Source organism: Streptomyces luteolifulvus (assembly GCF_008806595.1).
Taxonomy (GTDB): Bacteria; Actinomycetota; Actinomycetes; order Streptomycetales; family Streptomycetaceae; genus Streptomyces; species Streptomyces luteolifulvus.
Window position 1 is genome coordinate 145,595 of the sequence record NZ_VZRB01000009.1, and the last position, 26,710, is coordinate 172,304.

Consider the following 26,710-nt stretch of genomic DNA (forward strand, 5'->3'; position numbering starts at 1 on the left):
GCTCACTCGAAGGCTTTCGGACACGCGCGTGTCGTCCAGTGGTCGGCACGCGTTAACCGGATCGTCCGTCTTACGGCGACCTTGGAGTGACCGCAGTGCATGTACCTCTCCCCCACCGGTGGTCCACGGCGAGGCTTTCGGACCGTCCGGCCGCTGCGCCGGAGCCCCTGCCGACGCCGAGCGCCATACGGCTTGTGGACCGGCAGACCGTGGCGAGGGCGATCGTCGCGGTCGTCCTGACGGCCGCCTTCGCCGCCCAGACCGTGGCCGCCCTGCGCCCGCACGTTCCGCTGCTGATCATCTCCACCGCCGCCTCGCTGGCGGTCGAGGGTTTCCTGTCCCGGTGGCAGCGGGACATGGTGACGGTGCTGGCCAAACTGCACGCGGACCTGACCGTGCGGCACGTACTGCGGGACCTGCTGCTCGTCGTGGGCCTGCTGCGGCTGGGCGGGCAGGACCGCGAGACGCAGTACGCGCCGCTGGTCGCCGGTCTGCTCGTCTTCTACGCGCTGCACTGTGCGATCCAGGCGGTCTCCGTCCTGGTCCGCCGCACCCGCACGCTTCCGGTGGTCACCCGCAACATCGACGCCTCCGCGCTGCGTCTGTCCCCGGCCCCGCCCGTCCTGCTGCGCCGCCCCGGTCACCGGCTGCTGGTCTTCGGTCTGCCCTCGACGGCCGGACTGCTGGCCACGGCGGCGAGCGGTGCCACCGAGTACGCGGCCCTCGGCATCGCCCTGTCCCTCGGTCTCGCCCTGATGGGCCTGTGCGACCTGCTGCCGCGCCTGCTGCCGAGCCGCCGTCCGGCGGGCGAGCAGGAGGTACTGGACTGGTTCGACGCCTGGCTCGCCGAGTACCGGCCGACGGTCGGCCTGTACTTCTCGGGCGGGGTGTCCTCGGCGTACCAGGCGAACATGTGGCTGGAGCCGCTGGCCGGGCTCGACGGGCGGCCGCTGATCGTGCTGCGCGAGCGGTTCATGGTGCACAAGCTCGCTCCGACGGACATCCCGGTCGTCTGCCTGCCGAGGGTGGCCGATCTGATGCGGCTGGAGCACTCCACGCTCCAGGTCCTCATCCACCCGTCGAACTCCGGCAAGACCTCCCAGGTGCTGCGCATCCCGACGATCAAGCACACGTTCGTCAACCACGGCGAGAGCGACAAGCTGTCCTCGTGCAACCCGTACGCGAAGGCGTACGACGAGGTGTGGGTGGCCGGTCCCGCGGCCCGCGAGCGGTATGCGCTGGCCGAGGTCGGTGTCGAGGACAAGGACGTGGTGGAGACGGGTCGCCCGCAACTGGACGCGGTACGGCCCTACGCGGGCCCGCCCACCGGTCCGTACACCACGGTCCTGTACGCGCCGACCTGGGAGGGCTGGGACGGCAACCCGGGCAACACATCGGTGATCGAGGCCGGCGAGAACCTCGTGCGGGCGCTGCTCGCGGACCCGGCCGTGCGGCTGCTGTACAAGCCGCATCCGCTGACGGGTTCGGTGGACGCCCGGGCCGGGGCGGCCGATCTGCGCATCCGGGAGGTGATCCGGGCGGCGAACCGGGAGCGGGCGGGACAGCGTCCGGCCCGCGGCGGTGAACTCGCCCTGCGGACGGCCGAGCTGGACCGGCTCACCGCGGACAGTTGCCGCCCCGGCGCCGACCATGTCGAGCGGATGATGCTGCAGACCGCCCCACGGCCGGGCCGCGCCGAGGAGGTGGCGCGGGCCACGGCGGCCTGGGAGGAGGCCTTCTGGGCCTCGCTGCCGGAGGGCGAGCACCAGATCGTGACGGCGGAACGGCCCGTGCTGTACTCCTGCTTCAACAGGGCCGATCTGCTGGTCAGCGATGTGTCCAGCGTGATCGGCGACTTCCTGGCGAGCGGCAAGCCGTATGCGGTGGCGAACACCAGCGGGCTGGCGGAGGACGCGTTCCGTACGGCGTTCCCGACGGCGAGCGCGGCGACGGTGCTGACGCCGGACGCGGCGGGGGTGCCGCGGCTGCTGGACGCGGTACGCCACCCGGAGCGGGACGAACTGAGGGCGGCCCGGGCGGAGCTGAAACTACGTCTGCTGGGCCCGGCCGATCCGCCGTCCCAGATGCGCTTCAACAAGGCCGTACAGGACCTGTGTTCGGCCGCGCGGACGCACCGGGGACGGATGGCGGCACGGCTGACGGCAGAAATCCCGGGACAGCGGGGCACTCTGCTCGACAGGCACCGGGCCTAGCAATGCGGTCACAGCGATGATCAGGCCGCCGCCCTGCGTCCTCCCGGTCCGGCCTCGCGCGACGGCATCACCCGCCGCGCCCTGCGGGCCACCCGGCGCAGCAGGGTGTCGACGCGGTCCTCCCGGTGGCCCGGGACGCCGCGGGCCTCGCGGGGTTCGGCGAGGTAGACGGCGTCGGGGACGGCCGCGGACCCGTCGCGGAAGTGCGGGTAGGCGAGGTAGACGCGGCGGCCCTTGCGCTCCAGTACGGCTGCGGGCTGCTTCTTGGCCCGCATGAACTCCAGGACGTCCTTGAGGAGTTCGGGCCGTCCGGCGGCGACCAGGTGCAGCCGGAGGCGCTCGTTGACCTTGAGGCTGCGGGCGACCCCGTCGGTCCAGTAGGTCTCCATCAGCGGCTTCGCCAGGTCGAACTTGGTGCGCCGGACCTCGTCACTGTCCTTGAGGTACTTGGGGCCGAACTGCGGCAGCAGGGTGACGAGGAAGGGACGGACCATGAGCATGTCGCGCTGCGGGCCCGCGGGGACCATCTCGGCTATCAGCCGCATCAGGGCGCGGGCGGAGTCGAAGCGCAGGGTGTAGCTCCCGCTCTTCGTCACATGCTTGCCGTCCTCCCGGCCGACCAGGTAGTAGCACGTGTGATCGGCGAGTACGGAGACGCCGTCGGCCCGCAGATAGGCCTCCATCGTGAACAGGGCGTCCTCACCGGTCCACAGGGACTCGTCGAACCGCATGCCGTGGCGTTCGAGGAGGCTGCGGCGGAAGAGCTTCTGCGCGCTCAGGGTGAACTTGATGTTGGAGGAGAAGACGTCGGTACGGTCCAGCGTCCGGCCCCACATCGACTGCGGCGCCTTGCGGTTGACGCCCTCGACCCTGCCGAGGACCACGTCCGTGGCGTTGCGGTCGGCCATGGCGACCATCCGCTCCAGGGCCTCGGGGCCGAGCCGGTCGTCGGCGTCCAGGAAGAAGACGTACCGTCCGGCGGCCTTGCCGAGACCGACGTTGCGCGGGCCGCTGGGGCCGCCCGAGTTCTCCTGTCTGATCACCGTGACGGGCATGGGCGCTCTGCCGGCGAACTCCTCCAGGTACTCCCCCGTGCCGTCCGTCGATCCGTCGTCGACCGCGATGACCTCGATGCGCCCCGGGCCGAGGGTCTGCGCCTGAACGGATGCCAGGCACTCGACCAGGTACGGCATCGCTTCGTAGGCCCCGATGACCACGGTCACATCAGGCTGCGGCACGGTCAGACTTCCCCTCATCGCGGAACATTTCCCCCGTATCAGCTCATTGCCTACCTGGAAGACGGCCGCACGGAGGAACCGGTTGCCCGAGCACCACGGTTTCGTGACGGGGGTCATACCGTGATCGCGGGCAGACACGACGGACACCAGGGGATACGTGACAGGGCCCGGTTTTTCGAGGATCACTCCTCGAAAAACCGGGCCCTGTTCACCCGGGGCACCGCGGTCAGCCCGCGGCGGCTCCGTCCGTGTCGCCGGTGGCCGTGGCCCGCGGCACGGGCATCGCGTCGGCGAGCTCCTCCGCCTCCTGAACATCGGCGGCCGCGATCCGTGCCTCCTGGCCGACGTTGCGCGTCTGGGCCTTGATCGCGAGGTTCGCCACCGCCGTGTTGAACTGGTCGATGGAGGGCGGCTCGTCGGGGCCGAGCAGATACTGCTTCAGCTCCTTGCGGTCCTCGGCGAGCGGGTCGGCGGCCGGGTCGCGGACCGCCGCGAGCAGCTCGCCCAGCTCGGCCGCGCTGTTGGTCAGGATCACCGCGGCGCGCACGGCGGTGTTCTGCCGCTTGAACTCCTCCACACCGAGCTCCGCGGAGTCGGTGACCGCGTACGGCTTGCCGCTCGCGATGAAGTCGGAGACCACGCTGGAGATGTCGGAGACCATCGCGTCGGAGACGTTGAAGCAGTCGTACAGGCGCGGCTCGGCACCCGTGATGACCCGGTGCTCCCAGCTGCCGAAGGAACGCCAGTAGGCGTCGTCCCACTCGGCGCGCAGCCGGGCGACCTCCTGGTGCTTCTGCACGTCGACCAGGCCGTCACGGCTGGCCTCGGCCTCGTCGCCCTTGTCGTCGCCGGTGCCGGACAGCTCGGCGATCCGGGCCTGGATACGGGCGAGCTCCGCCTTGGCCTGCGTCTGGGCGGCGGTGTCGGCGGTGAAGCGCGAGTCGGCGGCGCGGTCGGCGGCGGCCTTCTCGATCAGGGCGGTGATCCGCCGGTGCGCGGCCCCGGCCGCGGCGCTGACGGTGCCGGTGAACGGGTGCGGCTTGTAGAGGACACGGACCGGCGGGTCGGCCTTCACCAGCTTCTTCACGATGTTCTCACCGGCGAGCAGGATCGAGGTGTTGCCCGGCTGGCCGTCCCAGCCCTCCCAGGTGGGCGCGTACAGCACCGTGGGGATACGGCCCTCGGGGGCGCCCTGTCCGGTCTCGATGGGCGCCAGCTGCGGCCGGCCGACCTCCGCGATGTCGTCGTCGCGGACGCCGACGTCGGCGATGGCGTAGCGGTCGCGGCCCGCTCGGCCGGCCGTCCACACCTCGTCGTACACCTTGCTGAACGGGTTGACGCTGGCGAGCTTGTCGCTGTCGCCGTGGCCGATGAAGACGTGCTTCATGGTCGGCACCCGCAGCAGATGGATGTTCTTGCCGACGTTCGCCGCGTACAGAGCGACCCGCACCGTGGACAGGTCCATGTTCATCAGGTGCACCCCTCCGGGCACGCAGATGACGGGGACCGTGGTGGGCGCCAGGTTCTGCAGTATGACGCGCTCGCGCAGCAGGATCAGCGGCCGGGACTCCAACTGCTCCATGGTCTCCAGCCACATGTTGACCTGGTACGCGGAGTCCTTGGAGCCGGAGAAGTAGAGCACGGTCTCCGGCCGGTACTCGCGCAGCCAGTCGTCGACGGCGGCCAGGACGGTCTCGTCGTTCGGCGGGATCTGCTTGCCAAGCACGTACGGCACCAGCACGACGACGTACAGGCAGCCGAGGAACAGCGTGACGCCGATGCCGACGAAGCCGGCCACGGGCGAGTCCACGACGGTGGAGACGAGTATGCCGACCACGGCCGCGAGGTCGAGGTGGAGGATCTTCTCCGCGGAGCGGTTCAGCAGCCGCTGGGGCGGCGCGTCCGGGATGCGGATGCGCGAGGCCAGGTCGACGTTGCGGGTGGCGACCGGCATCCGGCGGCGGTTGCGGATCAGGGTGACCAGCGCGCCGTGCGGGGCCTGGAGGCCGTAGAACGCGATGAAGCAGGCGATGGCGCCGTAGAAGATCAGATCGTCCGAGAGGCCGAGGCGGGCCAGCAGCAGGATCAGCAGGAGCTGTCTGATCAGGAAGCGGATCGACAGACCGGCCCGCACCTTGCTGAGACGGTTGATCAGATAGCTGTTCCTGCGGTGCAGGAAGTGGTCCGCCAGGTACGTCACGGCGGTCGCGGCCGCGAAGGCGGGAACGCTCGGGACGAGCGCGGCCAGCATGAGGCAGGGGTAGCCCAGCATCATGAGGACCGCCGCGGCCAGCTCGGCCGCGCTGCCCACCCGGGCGACGCGAATAGCGGTGGTTATCACGGAGAACCTGCTCTGGGAGGGGTGCCGGTTGTGAATGCCGAAAAAGTCCGGAAAGCGAATTGTGAAGACTCCGGTAAATTTACGGACTCAGGCCCCTGCGAATGCACCTGAACGGGCAGCCACAGAGGCCTGAATGACAGACGACTATTTGCGGTTGATTATGCCATGCCGTCCTGGCGGTCCAGCACGCTGGCGAGGGCCTGTTCAAAGCCGGAGGCCTCGCCGGCCGCGGCCGTCGGGTCCTGCTGGCGGACGTCGATGACATGTCCGGTCAGCTCGGACAACAGCACGTCGAGCGAGGTCAGGGCCACGGCCTCGGAGGACAGCAGGGTGCCCGCGGGCTCCTGCCCGAAGGCCTTCGTGCGCATCGGGGTGGCGGTGCGCTCCGGGTTGATGCAGTTCACCCGGATGCCGTCACTCGCCCATTCGTCGGACAGCGCCTGGGTGAGGTTCACCATGGCGGCCTTGGTGGAGGAGTACAGGCTGTACTCGGCGCGGCCGCGGGTGTAGCTGCTGGAGGTGTACAGCAGCAGCTGGCCCTTGGTCTCGGCGAGGTACTTGTAGGAGGAGCGGGCGATCTGCACCGGCGCCAGATAGTTGACCTTCAGCGCTTCCTCGATGGTCGCGTTGTCGGTCTCGGCCAGCTTGCCGATGCGCAGCACGCCCGCGGTGTTGACGACGTAGTCGATGCGCCCGGTCTCGCTGTAGGCCTTGGACAGCGCGTCGTCGACCTCCTCCGGGTTCTCGACATGGGTGCCGGTGGTGGAGCGGCCCAGCGCGTACACCGTCGCGCCGTAGGACTCGGCGAGTTCGGCGATGTCCTTGCCGATGCCGTACGACCCGCCGAAGACGACGACCGTCTTGCCGGTGAGGAGTTCGCGGTAGGCCTCCTCGCCGTTCTGCTCGGGCGCGGCGGTGGAGGCGAGCTGGAACAGCTTGTCGGCGATGAAGACGTCGACCGGCTGGGTGACCTTCATGTTGTACTCGTCGCCCGCCACGACATGGATGGGCACGTCCGGCAGGTACTTCAGTACGACGGAGCAGTCGTCCGTCGCCTGGAAGTTGGGGTCGCCGGCCGCGACCTCGTAGGCCCGGCGGATGGTGGACAGCTTGAAGGCCTGGGGGGTCTGGCCGCGGCGCAGCCGGGAGCGGTCCGGAATCTCCGTGATGAACTCGCCGTCCTCGCCATGGGTCCGGGTCACGATGATGGTGTCCGCGGACGGTATGGCGACGTCGACGGCCTGGAAGCGCTCCAGGGCGGTGACGCAGTCGTCGATGACGCGCTGCGACAGCAGGGGGCGTACGGCGTCGTGGAAGAGGACATTGACGTCCTCGCCCTCGGCCAGCCCCTCGCCGAGCGCGGAAATGGCGCGTTCCGTGGTCTCGTTGCGGGTCGAGCCGCCCTCGATGATCTTCTTGACCTTGCGGTACCCGGCCTTGGCGACGATCTTCTCGACGTCGGGCACGTAGCCCGGCGCCATCAGCACGATGATGTCGTCGATCGAGTCGGCCTTCTCGAAGGTGGTCAGGGTGTGCTCGATGACCGCCTTGCCGGCGATCTTCAGCAACTGCTTGGGGATCGACAGACCCACGCGCTGACCGGTGCCACCGGCAAGGATCACTGCGGTGGTACGGGGCTTGTCTATGCGCTGTGACACAGGTGACCTACCTCGAGACGACAGAGAACGTGGAAATGGTCCCACTTGGGGTTACCGCAGTGCAAGGTGAGCGCCGTCCACTGCATATGTGCACGCAACCTGTCATTCACCTTGTACTCCTGGTGATTGGCAAGACGTTCCGATGAGCTCCACGGAATTTGCTGTGAGTAAGTCCACAGGTTCAGCGCCGCCGCGGCCGCGTGAGACGGCGGGACCTCGGGGTCGACCCGCGGCTGCGGCAGCGCCGCCCACCGCGGAGTACGGATCTTCGGACGAGCTTGGAATACCGCTCGTAGGGAAGCCCATTGCCACGGAATTCCCTATTAAGATTCCGCAGCATTTCGGTCTCGGTGAGAGTAAGAGGAGGCCGGGACACATCCGTGTCCCGGCCTCCTCTTACTCAGGATTCGGCTCACACCAGCCGCACGCCCGGCCGGCCCGCCCCGACCCGCAGCCTGGCGAGCGTGCTCGGGACAGCCTCCGGCTTCCGCACGGTGTCCACCACGGGTTGTCCGGCATCAGCGGGTCCCACTGGGCGTGGAAGGCGGCCTGGTCCTGGTCGCCGTTGCTGGAGACGGACGTGCCGACGAACTCGGCGCCGACCACGGCCGAGGCCGGGTCCGCGAAGTTCTCCCTCAGATCGCTGACCATCGTCAGATGACGGTCACGAACAGCGCCTTGCCGCAACGGGTCTGGCGGACGGTCAGTAGGCGAACCCCGAACCCAGACGGGCGTTCGACGCGACCGTGCCGAGGAGCGAGTTGCCGAAGACGATCGTGGTGCCGCCGGTCACCACGTGCCCGCCCGAGAGGAACGACCACACCGACCCCGAGCCGGCGTTCTCCCCCGGCCCGCCGACAGCGAGGTCGGCCCGCCCGTCGGCGTTGTGGTCACCGAGGTGCAGGGCCTGGCCGAAGGAGTCGCCCTTCTCGGACACCCCCGGAATGGCTCCTGCGGAGTCCTGGGAGACCACGCGGGACCAGACAGCGGTCAGTCCGTCCGCGGTGCCGCGCAGGAAGACGACCGTGCCCACATCGGCCGTGGTGCCCTGGTCCTCACCGGGAATGCCAGCCACCACGTCCTCGTAGCCGTCGCCGTTGACGTCCCCCACCTGGACATCGGTGCCGAAGCGGTCACCCTTCTCGGAGGCTCCCTGCACCTGAGGGCTTGCCTGACTGAAGAAGGTCGCCTTGACGCCGTCGGGTCCCTCCGCCGTGCCGGGGATCCAGGTGACCCGGCCGCCCTTGGCGCGGTAGGTGTCGGCGTCGCTGCCGTGCCCGTCGATCGCACGGCCCACGACGATGTCGTCGTACCCGTCGGCGTTCACATCGCCGAGGTCGAGGTTCTCGCCGCCCTGGAGTCCGGCGCCGTCGATGTCGTAGACGAGGGTGTACGGCGTGAGGCCCTGGCGTGTGCCGTACCAGTACACGATCCGGCGGGAGTCGAAGTAGTCGGCGTCGTTCTCGGTGGCGGCCACGTCGGTGATGCCGTCGCCATTGATGTCGCCGACGGCCAGGTCCAGGACGCGGCTGTTGTACCGGTCCTCCACCACCTGGCCCGGGTTGACCACGGAGCCGTCCCGGGCGAACGGCCCTCTGGTCACGGCCAGATGGCGCTGCTTCTTCACGGTCAGCAGATCGGTCGCGCCGTCGCCGTCCACGTCGGCCGCGGCGAGGCGCCCCTGCGCGCCGAGCCGGTCGCCCACCTCGCCGGAGGCGACGGACGCAGCGCCCGACAGCCCCCGGGCGCCGCCCCACACGACCTCGACCAGACCGGCGTCGGTGCCCGCGCCGGTGTCCTCGCCGCCCGCGCCGACGATCAGGTCCGCGTAGCCGTCCTCGTCCAGGTCGGCGGTGGTGAGGGCGCCGCCGAACAGGTCGCCGGTCTCCGCGGTGCCCGGTACACCGGCACTGTTCTGGGTGAACACCCGCTTCGTCGAGGTCTTCAGCCCGCTCGCCGAGCCGTACAGCACCGCGACATAGCCGGCCTTGGCCTTGCCACCGACCGTCGCGTAGGGCGCCCCGACCGCGAGGTCGGCGTAGCCGTCGCCGTTGAAGTCGTCCTGAAGCTTCTCGGCGGCGGGCGCGACCTCGTCGGCGCCCGCGTGGGCGGCGGGCAGGGCGACGGCTCCGGTGATCGCCATGACGACGGCGAGGCCGGTGCGCCACGCCCTTCGCTGATTGCTCATGTCGCTTTCTCCTGGCTTGTTGGACGGGCTTTGAATCACGCACTCCTGTCAGGTGAAGCGGGCTGATCAGCGGGGGAAGCTGCGACCGAGCCCGGCAGCCTTCGCGACCATGCCGAGGGTGCTGGAGCCGAACGAGAAGGAACCCGTCGCGGTGACCCCGGTGGAGGTCGAGCGGAACGCCCACACGGCGCCGTCGGACGCGTTCTCCAGGACCGCGGCCACGACCGGCTCGGCCCGGCCGTCGCCGTCGCCGTCGACCAGGTGGACGTTGAAGCCGAACAGGTCGTTGAACTCGGCGGCGCCGGGCACGGAGGCGCTGTTCTGGCTGAGAACCTTGGTTCCGGCGCCGGTCGGTCCGTCCGGCCCGCCGGGCACGACGGCGAAGGTGCCGGCGTCGCTCACCCCGTCGAGGTCCTCGTGCGGGTTGCCGACCAGGATGTCCCGGTGCCCGTCACCGTCGACGTCCCCGATCGCGACGGCATGGCCGAAGGCGTCGCCCTCTTCCCTGGCGCCGGGCACGCCGGGGGTGTCCTGGGTGATCGTCCGGGGTGCGGTGGTGTCGTCCGGGCCGTTCGCAGTGCCACGGAGGATCCTCAGCGCGTCACCGCCGCCCGCGACGATCTCCGCGCGCCGGTCACCGTCGAGATCACCGAGCGCGAGCCCGTCGTTCCAGGAGTCGTCGCTGAGGAACTGCACGCCGTCCAGGGCGACGGGCGGACGCAGGCCGTCACGACTGCCCCGCACATAGTGCAGGGAGTAGGTGTAGTCGTAGTTCTCGTCGAAGCCGTGACGGCCCAGCGCGACAAGGTCGGTGATGCCGTCGCCGTCCACATCGCCGGCCTCCAGGGCCGTCATCGAGACGTCGTCGTCGACGAACTCGGCACCCTGCTGGACGGAGCGGGCGACACCGTCCCGTCCGAAGGGCCCGAACCGCACATCGTCGGGCCCGGCCAGGTCCTGGTGCCCGTCGCCGTTGAAGTCCCCGGTCACGGTCCGGCCGCCCTGGTACTTGCTGCCGGTCAGGGCGGGCAGGACCTTGCCCGAGGTGAAGCCGGCTCGGCTCCCCCAGAGAACCGTCCTGTTGCCGTCCCGGGCGATGCCGTTCTGCTCCCACTGCTCGTTGTCGCTCTCGACCAGCAGGTCGGTGAATCCGTCCCCGTCCAGGTCGGCCGCGGCCAGCCGGGCACCGAAGCGGTCGTGCGCCTCCACCGTGCCGGGGACACCGGGGGACGCCTGTGTGTAGACCTTCCGGTTGCCGGTGTTGAGCCCGCCGGCGGATCCGTACAGCACGGCGACGTATCCAGCGCCGGACATGCCGCCGACCTTCGCGGCCGCGGCACCCACGGCCAGGTCCTCGTACCCGTCCCCGTTGAAGTCCTGGCGCACCTTCGTGGCGTCGGCGTCGGTGCCGGCGGCAGCGGGCCGGGCATGGGCGGCCGGCAGCGCGGTGGCGGTGGCTGCGAGCAGGGCGAGAGCGACCACGACGGTGCGCCGCATACTGTGCGAGCGGGGCTCGACCACATCAACTCCGGGTATCTGAAGGTCAGTTGACCACGGAGTGATCCAAGATCAACCCCCGTGCTGCCCAGTACGACTCGCCGGATCAGCACATGGTTGCCCTGCTGTGCGCCGGGACTTTTCCCGGAGTCAACGCATGAAACGGCGGGCGCGCCCATGGCACGCCCGCCGCAGAGACCCTCAGTCACGCCCTCAGAACGGCTCGAAGTCGTCGAACTCCTGTGCCGCCTCGTCCCGTTCGGCCTCCCGGTCCCGGCGCCGCTGCGCGGCCGGCCGCGGTGCCTCGAACCGGTGGTCCTCGCCGCGCCGGCCCAGCATCTCCGCGCCCGCCATCACGGACGGCTCCCAGTCGAAGACGACCGCGTTCTCCTCGGGGCCGATGGCGACACCGTCGCCGGAGCGGGCGCCCGCCTTCATCAGCTCCTCCTCGACACCGAGGCGGTTGAGCCGGTCGGCGAGATAGCCGACGGCCTCGTCGTTGTTGAAGTCGGTCTGTCGGACCCAGCGCTCCGGCTTCTCGCCGCGCACCCGGAACAGGCCCTCGTCCTCGCGTGTCACGGTGAAGCCCGCGTCGTCGACGGCCTTGGGCCGGATGACGATCCGCGTGGCCTCTTCCTTCGGCTTGGCGGCCCGCGCCTTCGCGACCAGATCGGCCAGCGCGAACGACAGTTCCTTCAGCCCGAGGTGCGCCACGGCCGACACCTCGAAGACGCGATAGCCGCGCGCCTCCAGATCCGGCCGCACCATCTCGGCGAGGTCCTTGCCGTCCGGTACGTCGATCTTGTTCAGGACGACCATCCGCGGACGGTCGCCGAGCCCGCCGTACTCCTTGAGTTCCGCCTCGATGATGTCCAGGTCGGAGACCGGGTCGCGGTCGGACTCCAGCGTGGCCGTGTCCAGGACGTGCACCAGGACGCTGCACCGCTCCACATGCCGCAGGAACTCCAGACCGAGGCCCTTGCCCTGGCTGGCGCCCGGGATCAGCCCCGGCACGTCGGCGATGGTGTACACGGTGGAACCGGCGGTCACCACGCCCAGATTCGGCACCAGGGTCGTGAAGGGATAGTCCGCGATCTTCGGCTTCGCCGCGCTCAGCACCGAGATCAGCGACGACTTGCCCGCGCTCGGGTAGCCGACCAGCGCCACGTCGGCGACCGTCTTCAGCTCCAGGACCACGTCCTGGAGATCCCCCGGCTCACCGAGCAGCGCGAACCCGGGCGCCTTGCGCCGCGCCGACGCCAGCGCCGCGTTGCCGAGCCCGCCCCGGCCGCCCTGCGCGGCGACGTACGACGTCCCGTGCCCGACCAGGTCGGCGAGGACATGGCCCGCCTTGTCGAGGACGACCGTGCCGTCCGGCACGGGCAGGACGAGGTCCTGTCCGTCCTTGCCGGAGCGGTTGCCGCCCTCGCCCGGCTTGCCGTTGGTGGCCTTGCGGTGCGGGGAGTGGTGGTAGTCGAGCAGCGTCGTGATCGACTGGTCGACGGTGAGGATGACATCCCCGCCGCGGCCGCCGTTGCCACCGTCCGGGCCGCCGAGCGGCTTGAACTTCTCACGGTGGACGGAGGCACAGCCGTGGCCTCCGTTACCCGCGGCGACATGCAGCTCGACGCGGTCCACGAAGGTGGTCATGGGAAGTGCCTCCAGTTACGTACAGGAATGTCTCTTGGTCAACACGCGAAAGGCGGACCCGCTTCCCCGCCGGGAAGTGAGGTCCGCCTCGCGAAAGCTTCCGATCAGGCGACCGGAACGATGTTCACGACCTTGCGGCCACGGCTGGTGCCGAACTCCACCGCACCGGCCTGGAGCGCGAACAGCGTGTCGTCGCCGCCACGGCCGACGCCCGCGCCGGGGTGGAAGTGGGTGCCGCGCTGGCGGACCAGGATCTCACCCGCGCTCACGACCTGACCGCCGTAGCGCTTCACGCCGAGCCGCTGGGCGTTCGAGTCGCGACCGTTCCGGGTGGACGATGCGCCCTTCTTGTGTGCCATTGCTCAGTCCCTCTTTACTTCGCGGCCGTCGGGATGGACGTGACCTTGATCGCCGTGTACTGCTGACGGTGACCCTGGCGACGGCGGTAGCCGGTCTTGTTCTTGTAGCGCAGAATGTCGATCTTCTGGCCCTTGTGGTGGTCCACGACCTCGGCCTGGACCTTGATGCCGGCCAGCACCCACGGGTCGCTGGTCACAGCGTCGCCGTCGACAACGAGCAGGGTCGAGAGCTCGACCGTGTCGCCAACCTTGGCGGTGGAAATCTTGTCAACCTCAACGATGTCGCCGACAGCAACCTTGTGCTGGCGACCACCGCTGCGCACGATGGCGTACACGCGGATCTCACTCTCTCGCTCGGGAACGGCACCCCCGCAGTCCAGCCGTCCGGCACGCGGACGGCCTCTCCGGGCACCCAGTGCCCTGGAGGATGAGGTTTACGGGGATGTGGCGCGCCTACGGACACGTCGACGGTCAAGACTACGGTCCTGCTCCCGAGGGGTCAAACCGAGCCCCTCGGGAGCAGGAACGCCGGGTCAGTCCTCCGTCGAGGCCGACACCGACGGCGTCGCCTGCTGGGCCGCCGCGGTCTTCTTCGCGGTGGTCTTCGCAGCCTTCTTGGCCGTGGCCTTCTTCGCGGCCGTCTTCTTCGCGGCGGTCTTCTTGGCCGCCGTCTTCTTGGTGGCGGCCTTCTTCGCCGTGGCCTTCTTGGCCGTCTTGCGCGCGGCCGTCTTCTTGGCCGGAGCCGCGTCCTCGGCGGACTCCTCCGCGGGTGCCTCCGTGGCCGACGGGACGACCACGACGGCCGGCTCTTCGGACGCGGTGGGCGCGGCGGTCTGGCGGACGGCACGGCGGCGCGGACGGGCCGGGGCCGCGCTCTCGGCGGGCGCCTCGGCAGCCGGCTCGGCCGGAGCCTCTTCGAGCACCTGCGGCGCGGGCTCGGCGACCGTTACCACGGCCGCCTCCGCCCCGGCCGGCGAACCGGCGGGCGCGGACACCTTGCGGGTGACACGACGGCGCGTACGTCCCTTGGGCGCGGCCTCCTCGGCAACCGGCGCCTCGACCACCGGGTCCTCGACGGCGACCGGCTCGGCGTACGCCTCGGCGGCCGGCTCCGGCGTCACCGGACGCGCGGCTTCCTGCTCGGCCGTGACGTCCTGAGCGGTCGGCGCCTCCTCGCGCTTCGGCGCGCCGGCCGGAGCCGACACCCGCCGGCTCGCCCGGCGGCGCGAACGGCCACGGCCGACCGCGGCCTCCGCCTCGGCGACGCTGCTGTACAGCTCCTCGTCCGGCGCGAACTCGGGCGCGGGCAGCGCCACGGGCTCGGCGGCCTCGGCGACGACCTCGGCCTCGGTCTCCTCGGGGAGCTCCGGGGTCTCGACGGCCACCGCGGCCTCGTGCTCGTGCACCTGACCGTCGCCGCGCCCGCGCTTCTTGCGCTTGCCGCCGCCCCCGGCGGAGGCCGGCTGCTCCATGTGCACGATGACACCGCGCCCGTTGCAGTGGACGCAGGTCTCGGAGAAGGACTCCAGCAGCCCCTGTCCGACGCGCTTGCGGGTCATCTGCACGAGCCCCAGCGAGGTCACCTCGGCCACCTGGTGCTTCGTACGGTCGCGGCCCAGGCACTCCAGCAGGCGCCGCAGCACCAGGTCCCGGTTGGACTCCAGCACCATGTCGATGAAGTCGATCACGATGATGCCGCCCAGGTCGCGCAGCCGCAGCTGGCGCACGATCTCCTCGGCCGCCTCCAGGTTGTTCCTGGTGACCGTCTCCTCCAGGTTGCCGCCCTGACCGGTGAACTTGCCGGTGTTGACGTCGACGACGACCATCGCCTCGGTCCGGTCGATCACCAGCGAACCGCCGCTGGGCAGCCAGACCTTGCGGTCCAGTGCCTTCGCGAGCTGCTCGTCGATCCGGTAGGTGGCGAAGACGTCGACCTCGGAGGTCCACTTCGACAGCCGCTCGGCCAGGTCCGGCGCGACGTGCGAGACATAGCCGTGGATGGTTCCCCACGCCTCGTCGCCGCTGACGACGACCTGGGAGAAGTCCTCGTTGAAGATGTCGCGCACGACCCGGACGGTCATGTCCGGCTCGCCGTACAGCAGGGTCGGCGCGTTGCCGCTGCGGGCCTTCTTCCGGATGTCCTCCCACTGCGCCTGGAGCCGCTCGACGTCGCGGCGCAGCTCGTCCTCGCTCGCGCCCTCGGCGGCGGTGCGCACGATGACGCCCGCGTCCTCGGGGACGATCTTCTTGAGGATGGTCTTCAGCCGCGCCCGCTCGGTGTCGGGCAGCTTGCGGCTGATGCCGGTCATCGAGCCCTCGGGGACGTACACGAGGTAGCGGCCCGGGAGGGAGACCTGGCTGGTGAGGCGGGCGCCCTTGTGCCCGATCGGGTCCTTGGTGACCTGGACGAGGACCGACTGGCCCGACTTCAGGGCGGACTCGATCCGGCGCGGGCCGTTGGCCATGCCCAGCGCCTCGAAGTTGACCTCACCGGCGTACAGGACGGCGTTGCGCCCCTTGCCGATGTCGATGAACGCGGCCTCCATCGACGGCAGCACGTTCTGGACCTTGCCCAGGTACACGTTGCCGACGTACGAGGTCGACTGCTCCTTGTTGACGTAGTGCTCCACGAGGACGTTGTCCTCCAGCACACCGATCTGCGTGCGGTCACCGTGCTGACGCACCACCATCACACGCTCGACGGCCTCGCGCCGGGCCAGGAACTCGGCCTCGGTGATGATCGGAACCCGGCGGCGCCCCTGCTCACGGCCCTCGCGGCGGCGCTGCTTCTTGGCCTCCAGACGCGTCGAGCCCTTGATGGACTGCACCTCGTCGGACGGCTCGGCGGGCTTGCGGGGCTCACGCACCTTGACGACGGTGCGCTCGGGGTCGTCGGACGACGGCTCGGCGTCGGCGGCGGTGTCACCGGTACGACGGCGACGGCGACGGCGGCGACGGCTGCTGCTGGAGCCGGAGCCGGCCTGCTCCTCGCGGCCCTCGTCCTCCGCGGCCTCTTCGTCGTCCGCCTCGATCTGCTCGGCGGTGTCCTCCGCGTCCTGTTCCGCCTGCTCGGCGGCGAGCTCCTCGGACTCCTCCGACTCCTCGTCACCGGCGGCCTCGGCGGCCTCGCCCCGGCGACGGCGACGGCCACCGCGGCGACGACGGCGGCGCGAGCCGGTCTCCTCGGCCTCGTCGGCCTCGGTGGAGTCCTCGTACTGCTCCTCGGACTCGGTCTGCTCCTCGTCGGCGGCGGTCTCTGCGGCCGGGACCTCGTCGCCGGCGCCACCCCGGCGGCGACGACGGCGACGCGAGCCGGTCTCCTCCTCGACGGCCGGGGCCTCGGGAACCTCGGTGGTCTCCTCCGCCTCGGCCGCCTCGGCGGCAGCGGCAGCGGCGGCGCGCTCCGGCGTCTGGAACATCGGCTCGGTGAAGACGGGCGCCTGGAAGACGGCGACCGCGGGCGGCGCCGACCGGCGCGGGGCCTCGGCCGACTCCTCGGCGGCGGCCTGAGCGGGCGCCGCGAAACCGCCGGCGGCCTGCCGGACGGCCCGGCGCCGGGTACGCCGCGGGGCGGCCTCCTCGGCCACCGCTTCTTCCTCGGCGGCCTTCGGCTCTACGGCGACCTCGGCGGCCTCGGGCTCCACGGCGACCTCAGCGGGAGCGGGCTGCTCGGCGGTCTCGATGCTCTCGGCGGCCTCGGGCGCACCGGCGGGCGCGGTCGCGCGCCGGGTGGCACGCCGACGCGTACGACCGGCGGGCGCGGGCTCCTCAGCAGGGGCGGCGGGCGCCTCGGCAACGGCCTCGGCGGGCGCGACCTCGGTCTCGGCCTGGGTCACGACGGCCTCCGTCGCCTCGGCGTCGGCGGGCGCCGACACACGACGCGTCGCTCGCCGACGCGTACGAGCCGGAGGCGCGACCTCCTCAACAGCAGCAGGCACCTCGGCAGCAACAGCCTCAGCAGACGCCTCGGCATCGGCCTCGACCGTCTCGGCGGCAACCGGCACCACGGCCTCGACCGGCTCCGCACCGGTCGGCGCCGACACACGACGCGTCGCACGCCGACGCGTACGAGCCGGAGGCGCGACCTCCGCAGGGGCAGCAGCCTCCGCAGCGGCTTCGGCCGCCGCCGTCACATCCGCAGCCGGTATGGCCGGAGCGGTGGTCTCCGCGGGGGTCTCGGACGCCGCGGCGGGCGGGCCCGCCGGGCGGGAAGCGGCACGGCGCCGACGACGCGGCGGCAGGGTGTCGCTGGGAGTGTTCAGTTCGGAACCCTCGGTGGGTTCGATCGGCTCGAGCATGCGGGCGTTTCTCCCGTCGGGCTCCCGGGCGCCGCACCTGGTCCGGCGGTGGTGCCGGTGACGTCCGCGGCTCGCGCGATGCGCGGTGCCGCCGTCCGGGGCGCGGGCGCCGCACGGGAGCTTTCTGTGTCCTGTCTCGCCGGTTCCGTACGCCATGTTGCGTACGGCCTGGCGAAAGTCTTGTGGTGGGTGCGCTGCCCGACCCAGGTGGCTCCCGAGTACGAGGGCGGCGCTACGACGTCCGTCCCTTTGCGGAACCTTCCTTACGCCGACGCCGTCGCGGCGGCAGTCACGGCGGCCGGGGCTTTCTCGGTCGCCGCTGCCTCGCGGTCGGGCGCGAGCGGGTCGGTCACCGCACCGGTCTCTTCATCGAACAGCCCCTGCGCCAGCCTGGTCACCGCTGCGGGGACCGGCGGCGCCAAGTCGGCCACGGCGCGGAGACCGGACAGGACGTCGTCGGGTCGTACGGCAGGCGTCACGTGCCGAACAACCAGCCGCAGTATCGCACAGGGCCGGTCGGTCGGCCTATCGGCCCACTCGTCCTGCGTTTCAAGGTGCGCGACCGCCGGGCGGGCGTCGAAGGTGCGCAGGCCGTTCTTGGTCATGCGCTGGACCTCGACGGCCCCGGCGGAGTTGAAGGCCTCGGCCGCACGCTCGGCGTCGGCCGGGTCCACGCCGGCCAGCCGCAGCTCCCAGACGGAAGCCGTGAGCCGTTCGGCGAGCCCGGAGGTCCGGGCCTCGACCGCCTCGACGACATCGAGCCCGGGGGGCAGCGACTCGTCGAGGAGGATCCTGAGCCGCTCGGGATCGCGCGCCTCGGTGAGCGCGATCTCCAGATACTCGGCCTCACTGCCCGTGCCGGTGGGTGCGGCATTGGCGTACGACACCTTCGGATGCGGCGTGAACCCCGCCGAGTACGCCATCGGCACCTCGGCACGGCGCAGCGCACGCTCGAAGGCGCGCTGGAAGTCACGGTGGCTGGTGAACCGGAGGCGGCCGCGCTTGGTGTAGCGCAGTCGGATGCGCTGCACCGCGGGTGCGGGCGGCGGGCCTACGGGCTGTCGCTTGCCCAGTGTCGTTCAGTCCTTCGTGAGTGCCGTCGTACTGCTACCAAGAGTACGTGTCTCGCGGGCCGCCGGTTCCCGCCCGTCCACCGCCTTCCGCCGCCGGGGCTCGCCGAAGAGCATCCGCCGGACGTCGGCGCGGGCCTGCCGGACGGACTCGCGGGCGGTGGCGAGGGCCTGCCGGGTGGCCCGGCCGACAGCCCGCGCGGCCTCGGCGGCCGGACGCAGGACCGCGTCCCTGACGACATGCCCCACCGGCGTCAGCACAGTGCGGTAGACCCAGCGCGCCGGCTCCACGAAGATCCACCGGAAGAGCGTCCCGAGGAACCGCCCGACGGCGAGCGAGATGTGCCCCGCGACGCGCCAGGCGTGCCCGAGGGCCTCGCCGATCTCCCGTCCGACGACGAGCAGGACACGGCCGACGGGCGCGAGGACCCATCGCCACAGGGCGAGCGCGGGCAGCACGACCAGCAGACGGGCGGTCCAGTACAGGACCAGTCCGATCCCGGTGACGACCATGCGCACCGCCCACGCGAGGGCCCGCCCGACGGGCGCGAGGACCCATGTGTACAGCCACAGGGCGGGTACGACGACGAGATACCGCACCAGCCGGGCGACGGCGTGCCCGACCGGGGTGAGCACGCGGGCGTACAGCCAGGCCAGCCCGGCACCGATCCCGCGTGCGACCCAGGCGAGGGCGTGTCCGACCGGGGTCAGGACGTACTGGTGGAGCCAGAGCGCGGGCACGACGAGGAGCACATGTCCGGCCCAGGCCAGCGCCCGCCCCAGCGGCCGCAGCACCGCGTCGTTCAGGAACCGCCCCGTGACGACGAGGGCGTCCCACGCCATCCGCACCGGCACGACCAGCACGATCACCACGATCCGCACGGGTATGCGGATCGCGACGACGAGGCACCCCTCGGGCTCCTCGGGCTCCTCGCGCTGCTGCGGCGGCGGCTTTTCGAGATCCATACCGGAGAGGACGCCTCGGCGCCCCGTCCGGATGCAGTGCCGCCGCCTCTTCTCAGTGGCTGTGGCCACTGCCCGCCGGCTGCTTCACCGTCAGCGGCAGCAGCTTCTTGCCCGTCGGCCCGAGCTGGATGCTGGTGTCCATCGCGGCGCCGACTGCAAGACGAACCTGACCGTACAGATCACGAACAACAAGTTCGGGACCTACCACTACCTACGGTGCCGCAACTGTAAGAGCGGCGGACTCGGCGCACCCAACCCCCAGCGGGTCTACGAACGCCTGGTGGATTTGAACGCCCTGAGCAGCCTCGGGAGTGGGCGCGGGACCGGTCAGCACATTCCGGCGGGTTCGGAGACCGCACACGTGTTGCGCTGGAAGGTGTTGTCCTTGGCAGCGTCGTCCCGGTTGGCCAGATCGGCTGGGCCGTTGCGCAGCAGGACGTTGTCGCGGATGTCGTTGCTCTCGTTGAAGGCAGCCACGAAGCTCTTGAACAGCACGATGCCGCCCGACAGCGGAGACGCGCCCACGTTGTCCTGAACCAGGTTCTTGGTCACCAGGCTCTTCTCCACGCCGGTCAGGACAATTCCGGAGCCTTGCAGGAAGGGCAGCCGGGGGTTCTTGGGACAGTACTTGTTGTTGGCGTGGATGTAGTTGTGGTGCACGCTCAGCGCCCCGGCGCGTGGCGGGGTCTCGTCGCCCACCAGGAATACCGCGGCGCAGTTGCCGGTCGCCTCGTTGTGGCCGACGAACACGTTCCGCAAGCGCCTGACCGTGATGCCGATCCGGTTGCCGACGAGAAGGTTGTGGTGGACCGCTGTGCCGTTGGTGTCCAGGGCCCCCTCCTCCCCGTGGTCGTTGGTGTTGGCGACGAACAGCCCGGCGTCGCCGTTGTTCCGGGCGATGTTGTGGCTCAATGCGCTGCGCACGGACCGCTCCAGGGCGACGCCCCACTGGCCGTTGTTCTCAGCAGTCACGTTGCGGACCGTCAGCCGGTCGGTCCGCGACGCCCACAGTCCGTTTTTCGCGAAGCCCTTCAGGGTCAGTGAGCGGACGGTGGCGCCGGCAACGGGACTGCCGGCGGCCCCGGTCACACAGACGCCGTGGCCGGACGTGGCGCACGTGCCGGCGGAAGCGGCGCCGGGCACAAGGACACTGGCAGCGGCGCCGGATCCCCGCAGGGTCAGGTCCGACTTGGTGATGCGGACGCTTTCACGGTAAGTGCCCGGGGAGAGGACAATGGTGTCCCCCGGCATCGCGGCGTCGACGGCCGCCTGGATCGATTCGCCTGGCTCCACCCGGTGCACCGTCGGCAGGCCCGCCGACGGGGCGGCACCCAGCCCCGTCGCCAGGACCGCCCCGGTGCATGCGAGGTAGATCATCTGTCGTTTCGTCATATGGCGAAGCTATGAGCGGGTGTTCCGGCTCGCCACCGCTGATCACCCAGGCGGGCAGACCCCCCGTGGATCAGGCTCGGGGGACGGGCAAGGCGCGCCGGACACCTTGCCCGCCCAGGAGCTGGTCAGGCGCGGGCGACCAGCAGTCCCGTCGAGGAGGCCAGCGCCGTCGTTGCGACGTGCCGCAGGCCTGCGGCGGCGAACAGCGCGGCGTACTCCGCCTCGGTGCGCTCCCGGCCGGGGTGCAGCGCCATCATGATGACGTCCCGCAGCTTCCCGTCGTGCGGTGCGTTGCTCTCCGGCATGAGGGACTCGACCACCATGATTCGGGCGCTGGGCGCCATCGCCCGCCGGATCATGTCGAGTACCGCTACGCACTGCTCGTCGTCCCAGTCGTGCAGGATCATCGACAGCAGGTAGGCGTCCGCGCCGGACGGCACACTGTCGAAGAAGTCCCCGCCCACCAGGTCAACCCGGTCGGCGACGCCGGCCGCCTCCAGCACCGCTTTTGCTCCCACCACCACCGACGGCTGGTCCAGCAGGATGGCGCGCAGTTCTGGGTAGCGCGGCAGGATCGTGGCGAGCAGATGCCCCTGCCCGCCACCGACATCGACCACCAGTGCCACGTCGGTCAGATCGCAGCTCTCCAGAGCCGCGGCGTGGATTCGGCGGGCCAGGCCGCCCATCGCGTCATTGAAGAGTTGGGCCTGATCGGGGTGGGCAGCCAGGTGTGACCACCAGTCAGTGCCGTGCAGGTGCGGGAACGCCGGGCGACCGGTGCGAACCGAGTACGACAGCGTGCTGATCGCCTGGAGCTTCTCGGGCAGTCCCCAGACCCTGGTCCAGGCCCGCACCGCCCCAGGTGCGTCGGCGCGTAGTGTCTCGGCCAGTGGGGTCAGGGCGAACACCCCGGGTTCTACCTCCCGAAAGACCTCGTGACCGGCCAGCGCCCGCAGCACCCGGTTCAGCGCCTGGGGGTTCGCTCCGCTCCGGCGGGCGAGCTCCGGCACCGGCAGCGGCCCGTCGGCCAGCAACTCCGCGATGTCGAACTCGGCTGCCACAACGAGAAGTTGAGGGATGATCGCGGCGTGCAGGAGGTCCATCATCCGCTGCACGCAGTCGTCCGCCGACTCGGGAGTTGCGCCTGGTGAGGTCGAGAGATGCTCATCCTGGGCCTCGTAGTGCTGCACGTGGCGCCTCCTTTTCTGTGAGAGTCAGCTGCTCCCTCAGGCGGGATGCCATATAGCGCTCGATCGAGGGGGCAGACAGCTGAAGGTGGTGCAGGGCCGAGGGCTCGTGGGGCATGCCGCTGGTAACGCCAGCCCGCGCCAGGAGGGCGGGACGCTCGACAGAGCTCCAGAATGCGTGCAACCCACCTCTCCTCTGTGATCCAGGTCATAGTCTCAGAGATGCGCCGCAGCGGCTCATTCACCTCGATGCCCCGCTTCAGCCGGCGGAGTGGATTCCTCGACCGCCAGCGGCAGCAGCTTCTGCCGGTGTTGCTCAGTTGTGGCCATGTGTCGTACCGGGGGCAGACTCCACGATCGGCCTACAGCGAAAGGCGATCGACTGCACGTACCGATCTACTGGGCGGAGGGAACCGAACGACAAAGGTGGGATACCCATGGCTGTTGTGCTGTCCTTGCGCTGGTCCGGAGTCACGCCCGCGCAGTACGACACCGTGCGGGACGCGGTGCGCTGGGAGGAGCAGGTACCGGAAGGCGCGGTCCTGCACGTGGCTTGGTTCGAGGGAGGTTCGCTGCACGTGACCGACGTGTGGAACACCCAAGAGGACTTCGAGCGGTTCTTCGCCGACCGGCTCGTGTCTGCCGTCAAGGAAGCCGGCATCGCCGGCGAGCCCGAGACTGAGTTCTCGCCCCTCCATCGGCGTTTCGTGGTCTCCGGCATCAGCGGTGCCGCCTGACGGCGCCCTTCTTCCAGTGGATCATTTCTTCTCGGACATGATCTTTACACCGGGAAGTCGCCGAGTACGGCTCCCGTCCGAGCCCTCAGATCCACTCCACCTCACAGTGGACGCCGGAGAGTCCCGCGGAACCGACAGCGGCGTTCTCATACCATCCGGCACGGACCCTGGTGCCTGCGCTGAGCACCTAGCCCTAGCGCCCTGGGACGGCGACCGCCTCTTCCTCGCCGCCGTCCCCCAGGGCCTCCACGATGCGCCGCAATGCCTCGCTCACGTCAGTGAGCGTGTTCGCTGGTCGCAGGCTTCTTGACCGTCAGCGGCAGCAGCTTCTTGCCCGTCGGACCGATCTGGATGCTGGTGTCCATCGCGGGGCAGACACCGCAGTCGAAGCACGGCGTCCAGCGGCAGTCCTCGACCTCGGTCTCGTCGAGGGAGTCCTGCCAGTCCTCCCAGAGCCAGTCCTTGTCGAGCCCGGAGTCGAGGTGGTCCCAGGGCAGGACCTCCTCGTAGGTGCGCTCACGCGTGGTGTACCAGTCGACGTCGACGCCGAAGTCCGCCAGCGCCTTGTCAGCGCAGCTCATCCAACGGTCGTAGGAGAAGTGCTCGCGCCAGCCGTCGAAGCGGCCGCCGTCCTCGTAGACTGCGCGGATCACGGCGCCGATGCGGCGGTCGCCGCGCGAGAGCAGGCCCTCGACGATGCCGGGCTTGCCGTCGTGGTAGCGGAAGCCGATGGAGCGGCCGTACTTCTTGTCGCCGCGGATCTTGTCGCGCAGCTTCTCCAGACGGGAGTCGGTCTCCTCGGCGGAGAGCTGGGGAGCCCACTGGAAGGGGGTGTGGGGCTTGGGGACGAAGCCGCCGATCGACACCGTGCAGCGGATGTCGTTCGAGCCGGAGACCTCGCGGCCCTTCTGGATGACGCGGGTCGCCATGTCGGCGATCTGGAGGACGTCCTCGTCGGTCTCCGTCGGCAGACCGCACATGAAGTACAGCTTGACCTGGCGCCAGCCGTTGCCGTAGGCGGTGGCGACGGTGCGGATCAGGTCCTCCTCCGAGACCATCTTGTTGATGACCTTGCGCATGCGCTCGGAGCCGCCCTCGGGCGCGAAGGTCAGGCCGGAGCGGCGCCCGTTGCGGGTCAGCTCGTTGGCCAGGTCCACGTTGAAGGCGTCCACGCGGGTCGACGGCAGCGAGAGGCCGATCTTGTCGTCCTCGTACCGGTCCGCGAGGCCCTTGGCGATGTCGCCGATCTCGCTGTGGTCCGCGGACGACAGCGACAGCAGGCCGACCTCCTCGAAGCCGGTCGCCTTCAGGCCCTTGTCGACCATCTCGCCGATGCCGGTGATCGACCGCTCGCGCACCGGGCGGGTGATCATGCCGGCCTGGCAGAAGCGGCAGCCGCGGGTGCAGCCGCGGAAGATCTCCACCGACATCCGCTCGTGGACGGTCTCGGCGAGCGGGACCAGCGGCTGCTTGGGGTAGGGCCACTCGTCCAGGTCCATGACGGTGTGCTTGGACACGCGCCACGGGACGCCCGACCTGCTGGGGACGACGCGGGCGATACGGCCGTCGGGGAGGTATTCGACGTCGTAGAACGCCGGGATGTACACCGAGCCCGTCTTCGCGAGGCGGAAGAGGACCTCCTCGCGGCCGCCCGGGCGGCCCTCCGCCTTCCACTGGCGGATGATCTTCGTCATGTCGAGCACGGCCTGCTCGCCGTCGCCGATGACCGCCGCGTCGATGAAGTCGGCGATCGGCTCGGGGTTGAAGGCCGCGTGGCCGCCGGCCAGGACGATGGGATCGTCCAGGCCCCGGTCCTTGGCCTCCAGCGGAATGCCGGCGAGGTCCAGGGCCGTGAGCATGTTGGTGTAGCCGAGCTCCGTTGAGAAGGAGAGGCCGAACACGTCGAAGGCGCCCACGGGCCGGTGGCTGTCCACCGTGAACTGCGGGACCTTGTGCTCCCGCATCAGCGCCTCCAGGTCCGGCCACACGCTGTAGGTGCGCTCGGCGAGGACGCCCTGCTGCTCGTTCAGTACCTCGTAGAGGATCATGACGCCCTGGTTGGGCAGGCCCACCTCGTAGGCGTCCGGGTACATGAGGGCCCAGCGGACGTCGCACGACTCCCACGGTTTGACGGTGGAGTTGAGCTCTCCGCCGACGTACTGGATCGGCTTCTGCACATGCGGGAGCAGAGCTTCGAGCTGTGGGAAGACCGATTCGGCGGCTTCGGCAGGCATCTCGCGAACCTTCGTGAGCTGACGGGGATGACCATCTAGCCTAACGCGGGCACGGACCCCGTCCGAGCGCTCGGTCCGCGGGCTCAGATGTTCGTCCCGCCCGTGATCTCCTTCCACAGCCCCGGCAGCTCGGCCTCGTCCGTAGATGCCCGCTGCTCCTCGCGCCCGTACAGCACGCCGTACGTGAACGAGCTCTCCCCCGCCGCGTGCGCCACGGCGGACAGCTCGCGCAGGGTCTGGCGCGTGATGACGCTGTCCTGATGGTCACCGAGGAGGTTCTGCAGGGATTTCATGGACTTGACCAGGTCGGCGGCGGGGTCGCCGAGGGCCGGGACGGCCGCCTCGGACGAGTACCTGGACCGCTTGGCCTTCTTGCGCGCCTCGTGCAGGGCGAGGTCGCGGTCGTGGCCGGGCGGCAGCTCCAGCCCCTGCTCGACCAACGCGGACACCTTCGCGAAGTCCTTCCGCACGGCCTTGGCGATCACCTTGGCGGGCTTGCCGGCGGCGGCTTCGAGCAGCGGCGGCTCGGCGACGAGGGCGTCCAGGGTGTCGAGGAGGGTCAGATACCGCTTGGAGTCCAGGACGCCGATCAGCCGGCGGCGCGATCCGCCGCGCTTGGCGTTCGCCCAGGTGCGCAGCCGGGTGCGGACCGGGCCGGAGATCAGGGTCCGGGGCACTGCGCCGAGGGACTCGGTCAGTCGCTCGGTGAGCACTTCCATGTCCCGGTCCACGCCCAGCTCACCGGCCAGCCACTTCAGCTCCTCGCCGACCGGGTCGGTGACCGCCCGGTCGAGGACCTTTCCGTACGAGCGGAAGGCGCTGCGCATCCGGCGGGTGGCGACTCGCATACGGTGCACGGAGTCAAAGACGTCCCGCCGGACGGCGGGGTCGAGCTCGACGATGGTGTCCCGCTGCGCGCGGACATACGCGAGGACGTGGTCGCCTGCGGTCACGGGCTCCGGGGAGGGCCGTGCCCTGCGCTTCTTCCGGTCCTTCTTCGGGGTGGTCTCCACAAGGGCCCGCGCGAGCTTCGACGCCGACGAGGACGGTCGTACGCCGGCCTTGCGCAGCCGCTTCTCCACCTTGTCGAGGAAGGCCGGGTCACCGCCGTCGGCCAGCTCCACCTCGATCTCGGTCCACTGGGCGCTGCCTCCGCCCCCGGTCAGCCGCTCGGCGTGCACGGAGTCCACGCCGACCTCGGCGAGCACCCGGCCTCCCGCGTCCACGAGGTCGCGCACGTCCCGGTCGGACCGCAGCCGGACCAGGGGCTCGAGTCCGGTGTCGCGCAGCCGGGAGCGGATCAGACCGGCCAGCGTTCGGGGCAGGGTGTCGGACAGCGGCGCCTGGATCTCGTCCCGCACTCCGGGGCCGACGGGGAACTTCAGATGCCAGCCGGCGTCGGATCCTCCGGTGCGGCGGCGCAGGGTGATCGAGTCCGCGGCCAGGCGTTCGTCGGCGGTGTCGTAGTAGACGGCGTCCAGCTGTACGACGCCCTTGTCGACGACGGCCGCGACACCGGCGACTCCGGTCAGGTCGGGCAGTCCGCTCTCGTCGGATTCGTACTTCCGCTCGATCTCACGCTTTGTGTCCGCCATGAACCGAATCTAGTCGGCGGCGGAGCGTTATGACAGGGGGTACAAAAGTTGAAGGATGCCTGAACGGCTGAAAGACCCCAACCACCG

Annotated in this window: 17 protein-coding genes and 1 pseudogene; 2 read left to right on the forward strand and 16 right to left on the reverse strand. The window is 70.4% G+C overall.

The features are described from left to right. Nucleotides 1–194 precede the first annotated feature (194 nt). The gene (locus tag F7R91_RS15790) at nucleotides 195–2,213 is read left to right on the forward strand and encodes a CDP-glycerol glycerophosphotransferase family protein (protein WP_225320666.1); all 2,019 of its coding nucleotides are present in this window, start codon (nucleotides 195–197) and stop codon (nucleotides 2,211–2,213) included. Nucleotides 2,214–2,233: 20 nt separating this feature from the next. Here F7R91_RS15790 and F7R91_RS15795 read toward each other — a convergent pair whose 3' ends face one another. The 14 genes and pseudogenes from F7R91_RS15795 to F7R91_RS15865 all read right to left on the reverse strand — a co-directional run bounded on the left by F7R91_RS15795 (nucleotide 2,234) and on the right by F7R91_RS15865 (nucleotide 22,060). Next, the gene (locus F7R91_RS15795; protein ID WP_150949418.1) at nucleotides 2,234–3,457 is read right to left on the reverse strand and encodes a glycosyltransferase family 2 protein; all 1,224 of its coding nucleotides are present in this window, start codon (nucleotides 3,455–3,457) and stop codon (nucleotides 2,234–2,236) included. A 220-nt stretch (nucleotides 3,458–3,677) separates the two neighbouring features. Continuing rightward, the gene (locus F7R91_RS15800) at nucleotides 3,678–5,792 is read right to left on the reverse strand and encodes a CDP-glycerol glycerophosphotransferase family protein (RefSeq protein ID WP_225320667.1); all 2,115 of its coding nucleotides are present in this window, start codon (nucleotides 5,790–5,792) and stop codon (nucleotides 3,678–3,680) included. 158 nt (nucleotides 5,793–5,950) lie between these two features. Continuing rightward, entirely contained in the window at nucleotides 5,951–7,450 is a 1,500-nt protein-coding gene (locus F7R91_RS15805) for a bifunctional cytidylyltransferase/SDR family oxidoreductase (protein ID WP_150949160.1), read from the reverse strand. Between the two features lie 412 nt (nucleotides 7,451–7,862). Further along, nucleotides 7,863–8,116 (reverse strand): annotated as a pseudogene (locus tag F7R91_RS15815) (alkaline phosphatase D family protein); the annotation flags it as partial. A gap of 37 nt (nucleotides 8,117–8,153) precedes the next feature. Continuing rightward, nucleotides 8,154–9,638, reverse strand: a complete 1,485-nt coding sequence (locus F7R91_RS15820) for an FG-GAP-like repeat-containing protein (protein ID WP_150949165.1) — start codon at nucleotides 9,636–9,638, stop codon at nucleotides 8,154–8,156. A gap of 66 nt (nucleotides 9,639–9,704) precedes the next feature. After that, nucleotides 9,705–11,135, reverse strand: coding sequence for an FG-GAP repeat domain-containing protein (locus F7R91_RS15825; protein ID WP_150949168.1), 1,431 nt, complete (start codon nucleotides 11,133–11,135; stop codon nucleotides 9,705–9,707). Nucleotides 11,136–11,348: 213 nt separating this feature from the next. Next, nucleotides 11,349–12,785: a GTPase ObgE gene (obgE, locus tag F7R91_RS15830; protein WP_150949170.1), complete on the reverse strand. Its 1,437-nt coding sequence runs from the start codon at nucleotides 12,783–12,785 to the stop codon at nucleotides 11,349–11,351. A 104-nt stretch (nucleotides 12,786–12,889) separates the two neighbouring features. After that, the gene (gene rpmA, locus F7R91_RS15835; protein WP_150949173.1) at nucleotides 12,890–13,144 is read right to left on the reverse strand and encodes a 50S ribosomal protein L27; all 255 of its coding nucleotides are present in this window, start codon (nucleotides 13,142–13,144) and stop codon (nucleotides 12,890–12,892) included. Nucleotides 13,145–13,158: 14 nt separating this feature from the next. Then, the gene (gene rplU, locus F7R91_RS15840; RefSeq protein ID WP_009188585.1) at nucleotides 13,159–13,479 is read right to left on the reverse strand and encodes a 50S ribosomal protein L21; all 321 of its coding nucleotides are present in this window, start codon (nucleotides 13,477–13,479) and stop codon (nucleotides 13,159–13,161) included. Between the two features lie 198 nt (nucleotides 13,480–13,677). Further along, nucleotides 13,678–17,442, reverse strand: coding sequence for an Rne/Rng family ribonuclease (locus F7R91_RS15845; RefSeq protein WP_150949177.1), 3,765 nt, complete (start codon nucleotides 17,440–17,442; stop codon nucleotides 13,678–13,680). Between the two features lie 263 nt (nucleotides 17,443–17,705). Next, nucleotides 17,706–18,473 (reverse strand): TIGR03936 family radical SAM-associated protein, encoded by a 768-nt coding sequence (locus F7R91_RS15850; protein WP_150949179.1) that lies wholly within the window; start codon nucleotides 18,471–18,473, stop codon nucleotides 17,706–17,708. Nucleotides 18,474–18,521: 48 nt separating this feature from the next. Beyond that, nucleotides 18,522–19,478 carry a hypothetical protein gene (locus F7R91_RS15855; protein ID WP_150949182.1) on the reverse strand — a complete coding sequence of 319 codons (957 nt, stop codon included), beginning with the start codon at nucleotides 19,476–19,478 and terminating at the stop codon, nucleotides 18,522–18,524. A 327-nt stretch (nucleotides 19,479–19,805) separates the two neighbouring features. Further along, a complete protein-coding gene (locus tag F7R91_RS15860) occupies nucleotides 19,806–20,870 on the reverse strand; it encodes a right-handed parallel beta-helix repeat-containing protein (protein ID WP_150949185.1) in 1,065 nt (354 codons plus the stop codon). Nucleotides 20,871–20,995: 125 nt separating this feature from the next. Continuing rightward, nucleotides 20,996–22,060 (reverse strand): methyltransferase, encoded by a 1,065-nt coding sequence (locus F7R91_RS15865; protein ID WP_150949188.1) that lies wholly within the window; start codon nucleotides 22,058–22,060, stop codon nucleotides 20,996–20,998. A gap of 434 nt (nucleotides 22,061–22,494) precedes the next feature. On the opposite strand from F7R91_RS15865, the gene F7R91_RS15870 reads away from it, so the two are divergent. Beyond that, nucleotides 22,495–22,794: a hypothetical protein gene (locus tag F7R91_RS15870; protein ID WP_150949191.1), complete on the forward strand. Its 300-nt coding sequence runs from the start codon at nucleotides 22,495–22,497 to the stop codon at nucleotides 22,792–22,794. A 275-nt stretch (nucleotides 22,795–23,069) separates the two neighbouring features. On the opposite strand, the gene F7R91_RS15875 is transcribed toward F7R91_RS15870, so the two are convergent. Continuing rightward, complete coding sequence (locus F7R91_RS15875) at nucleotides 23,070–25,028, reverse strand: TIGR03960 family B12-binding radical SAM protein (RefSeq protein WP_150949193.1); 1,959 nt, start codon at nucleotides 25,026–25,028, stop codon at nucleotides 23,070–23,072. An 83-nt stretch (nucleotides 25,029–25,111) separates the two neighbouring features. Beyond that, complete coding sequence (locus tag F7R91_RS15880; protein ID WP_150949196.1) at nucleotides 25,112–26,623, reverse strand: CYTH and CHAD domain-containing protein; 1,512 nt, start codon at nucleotides 26,621–26,623, stop codon at nucleotides 25,112–25,114. Nucleotides 26,624–26,710: the final 87 nt, after the last annotated feature.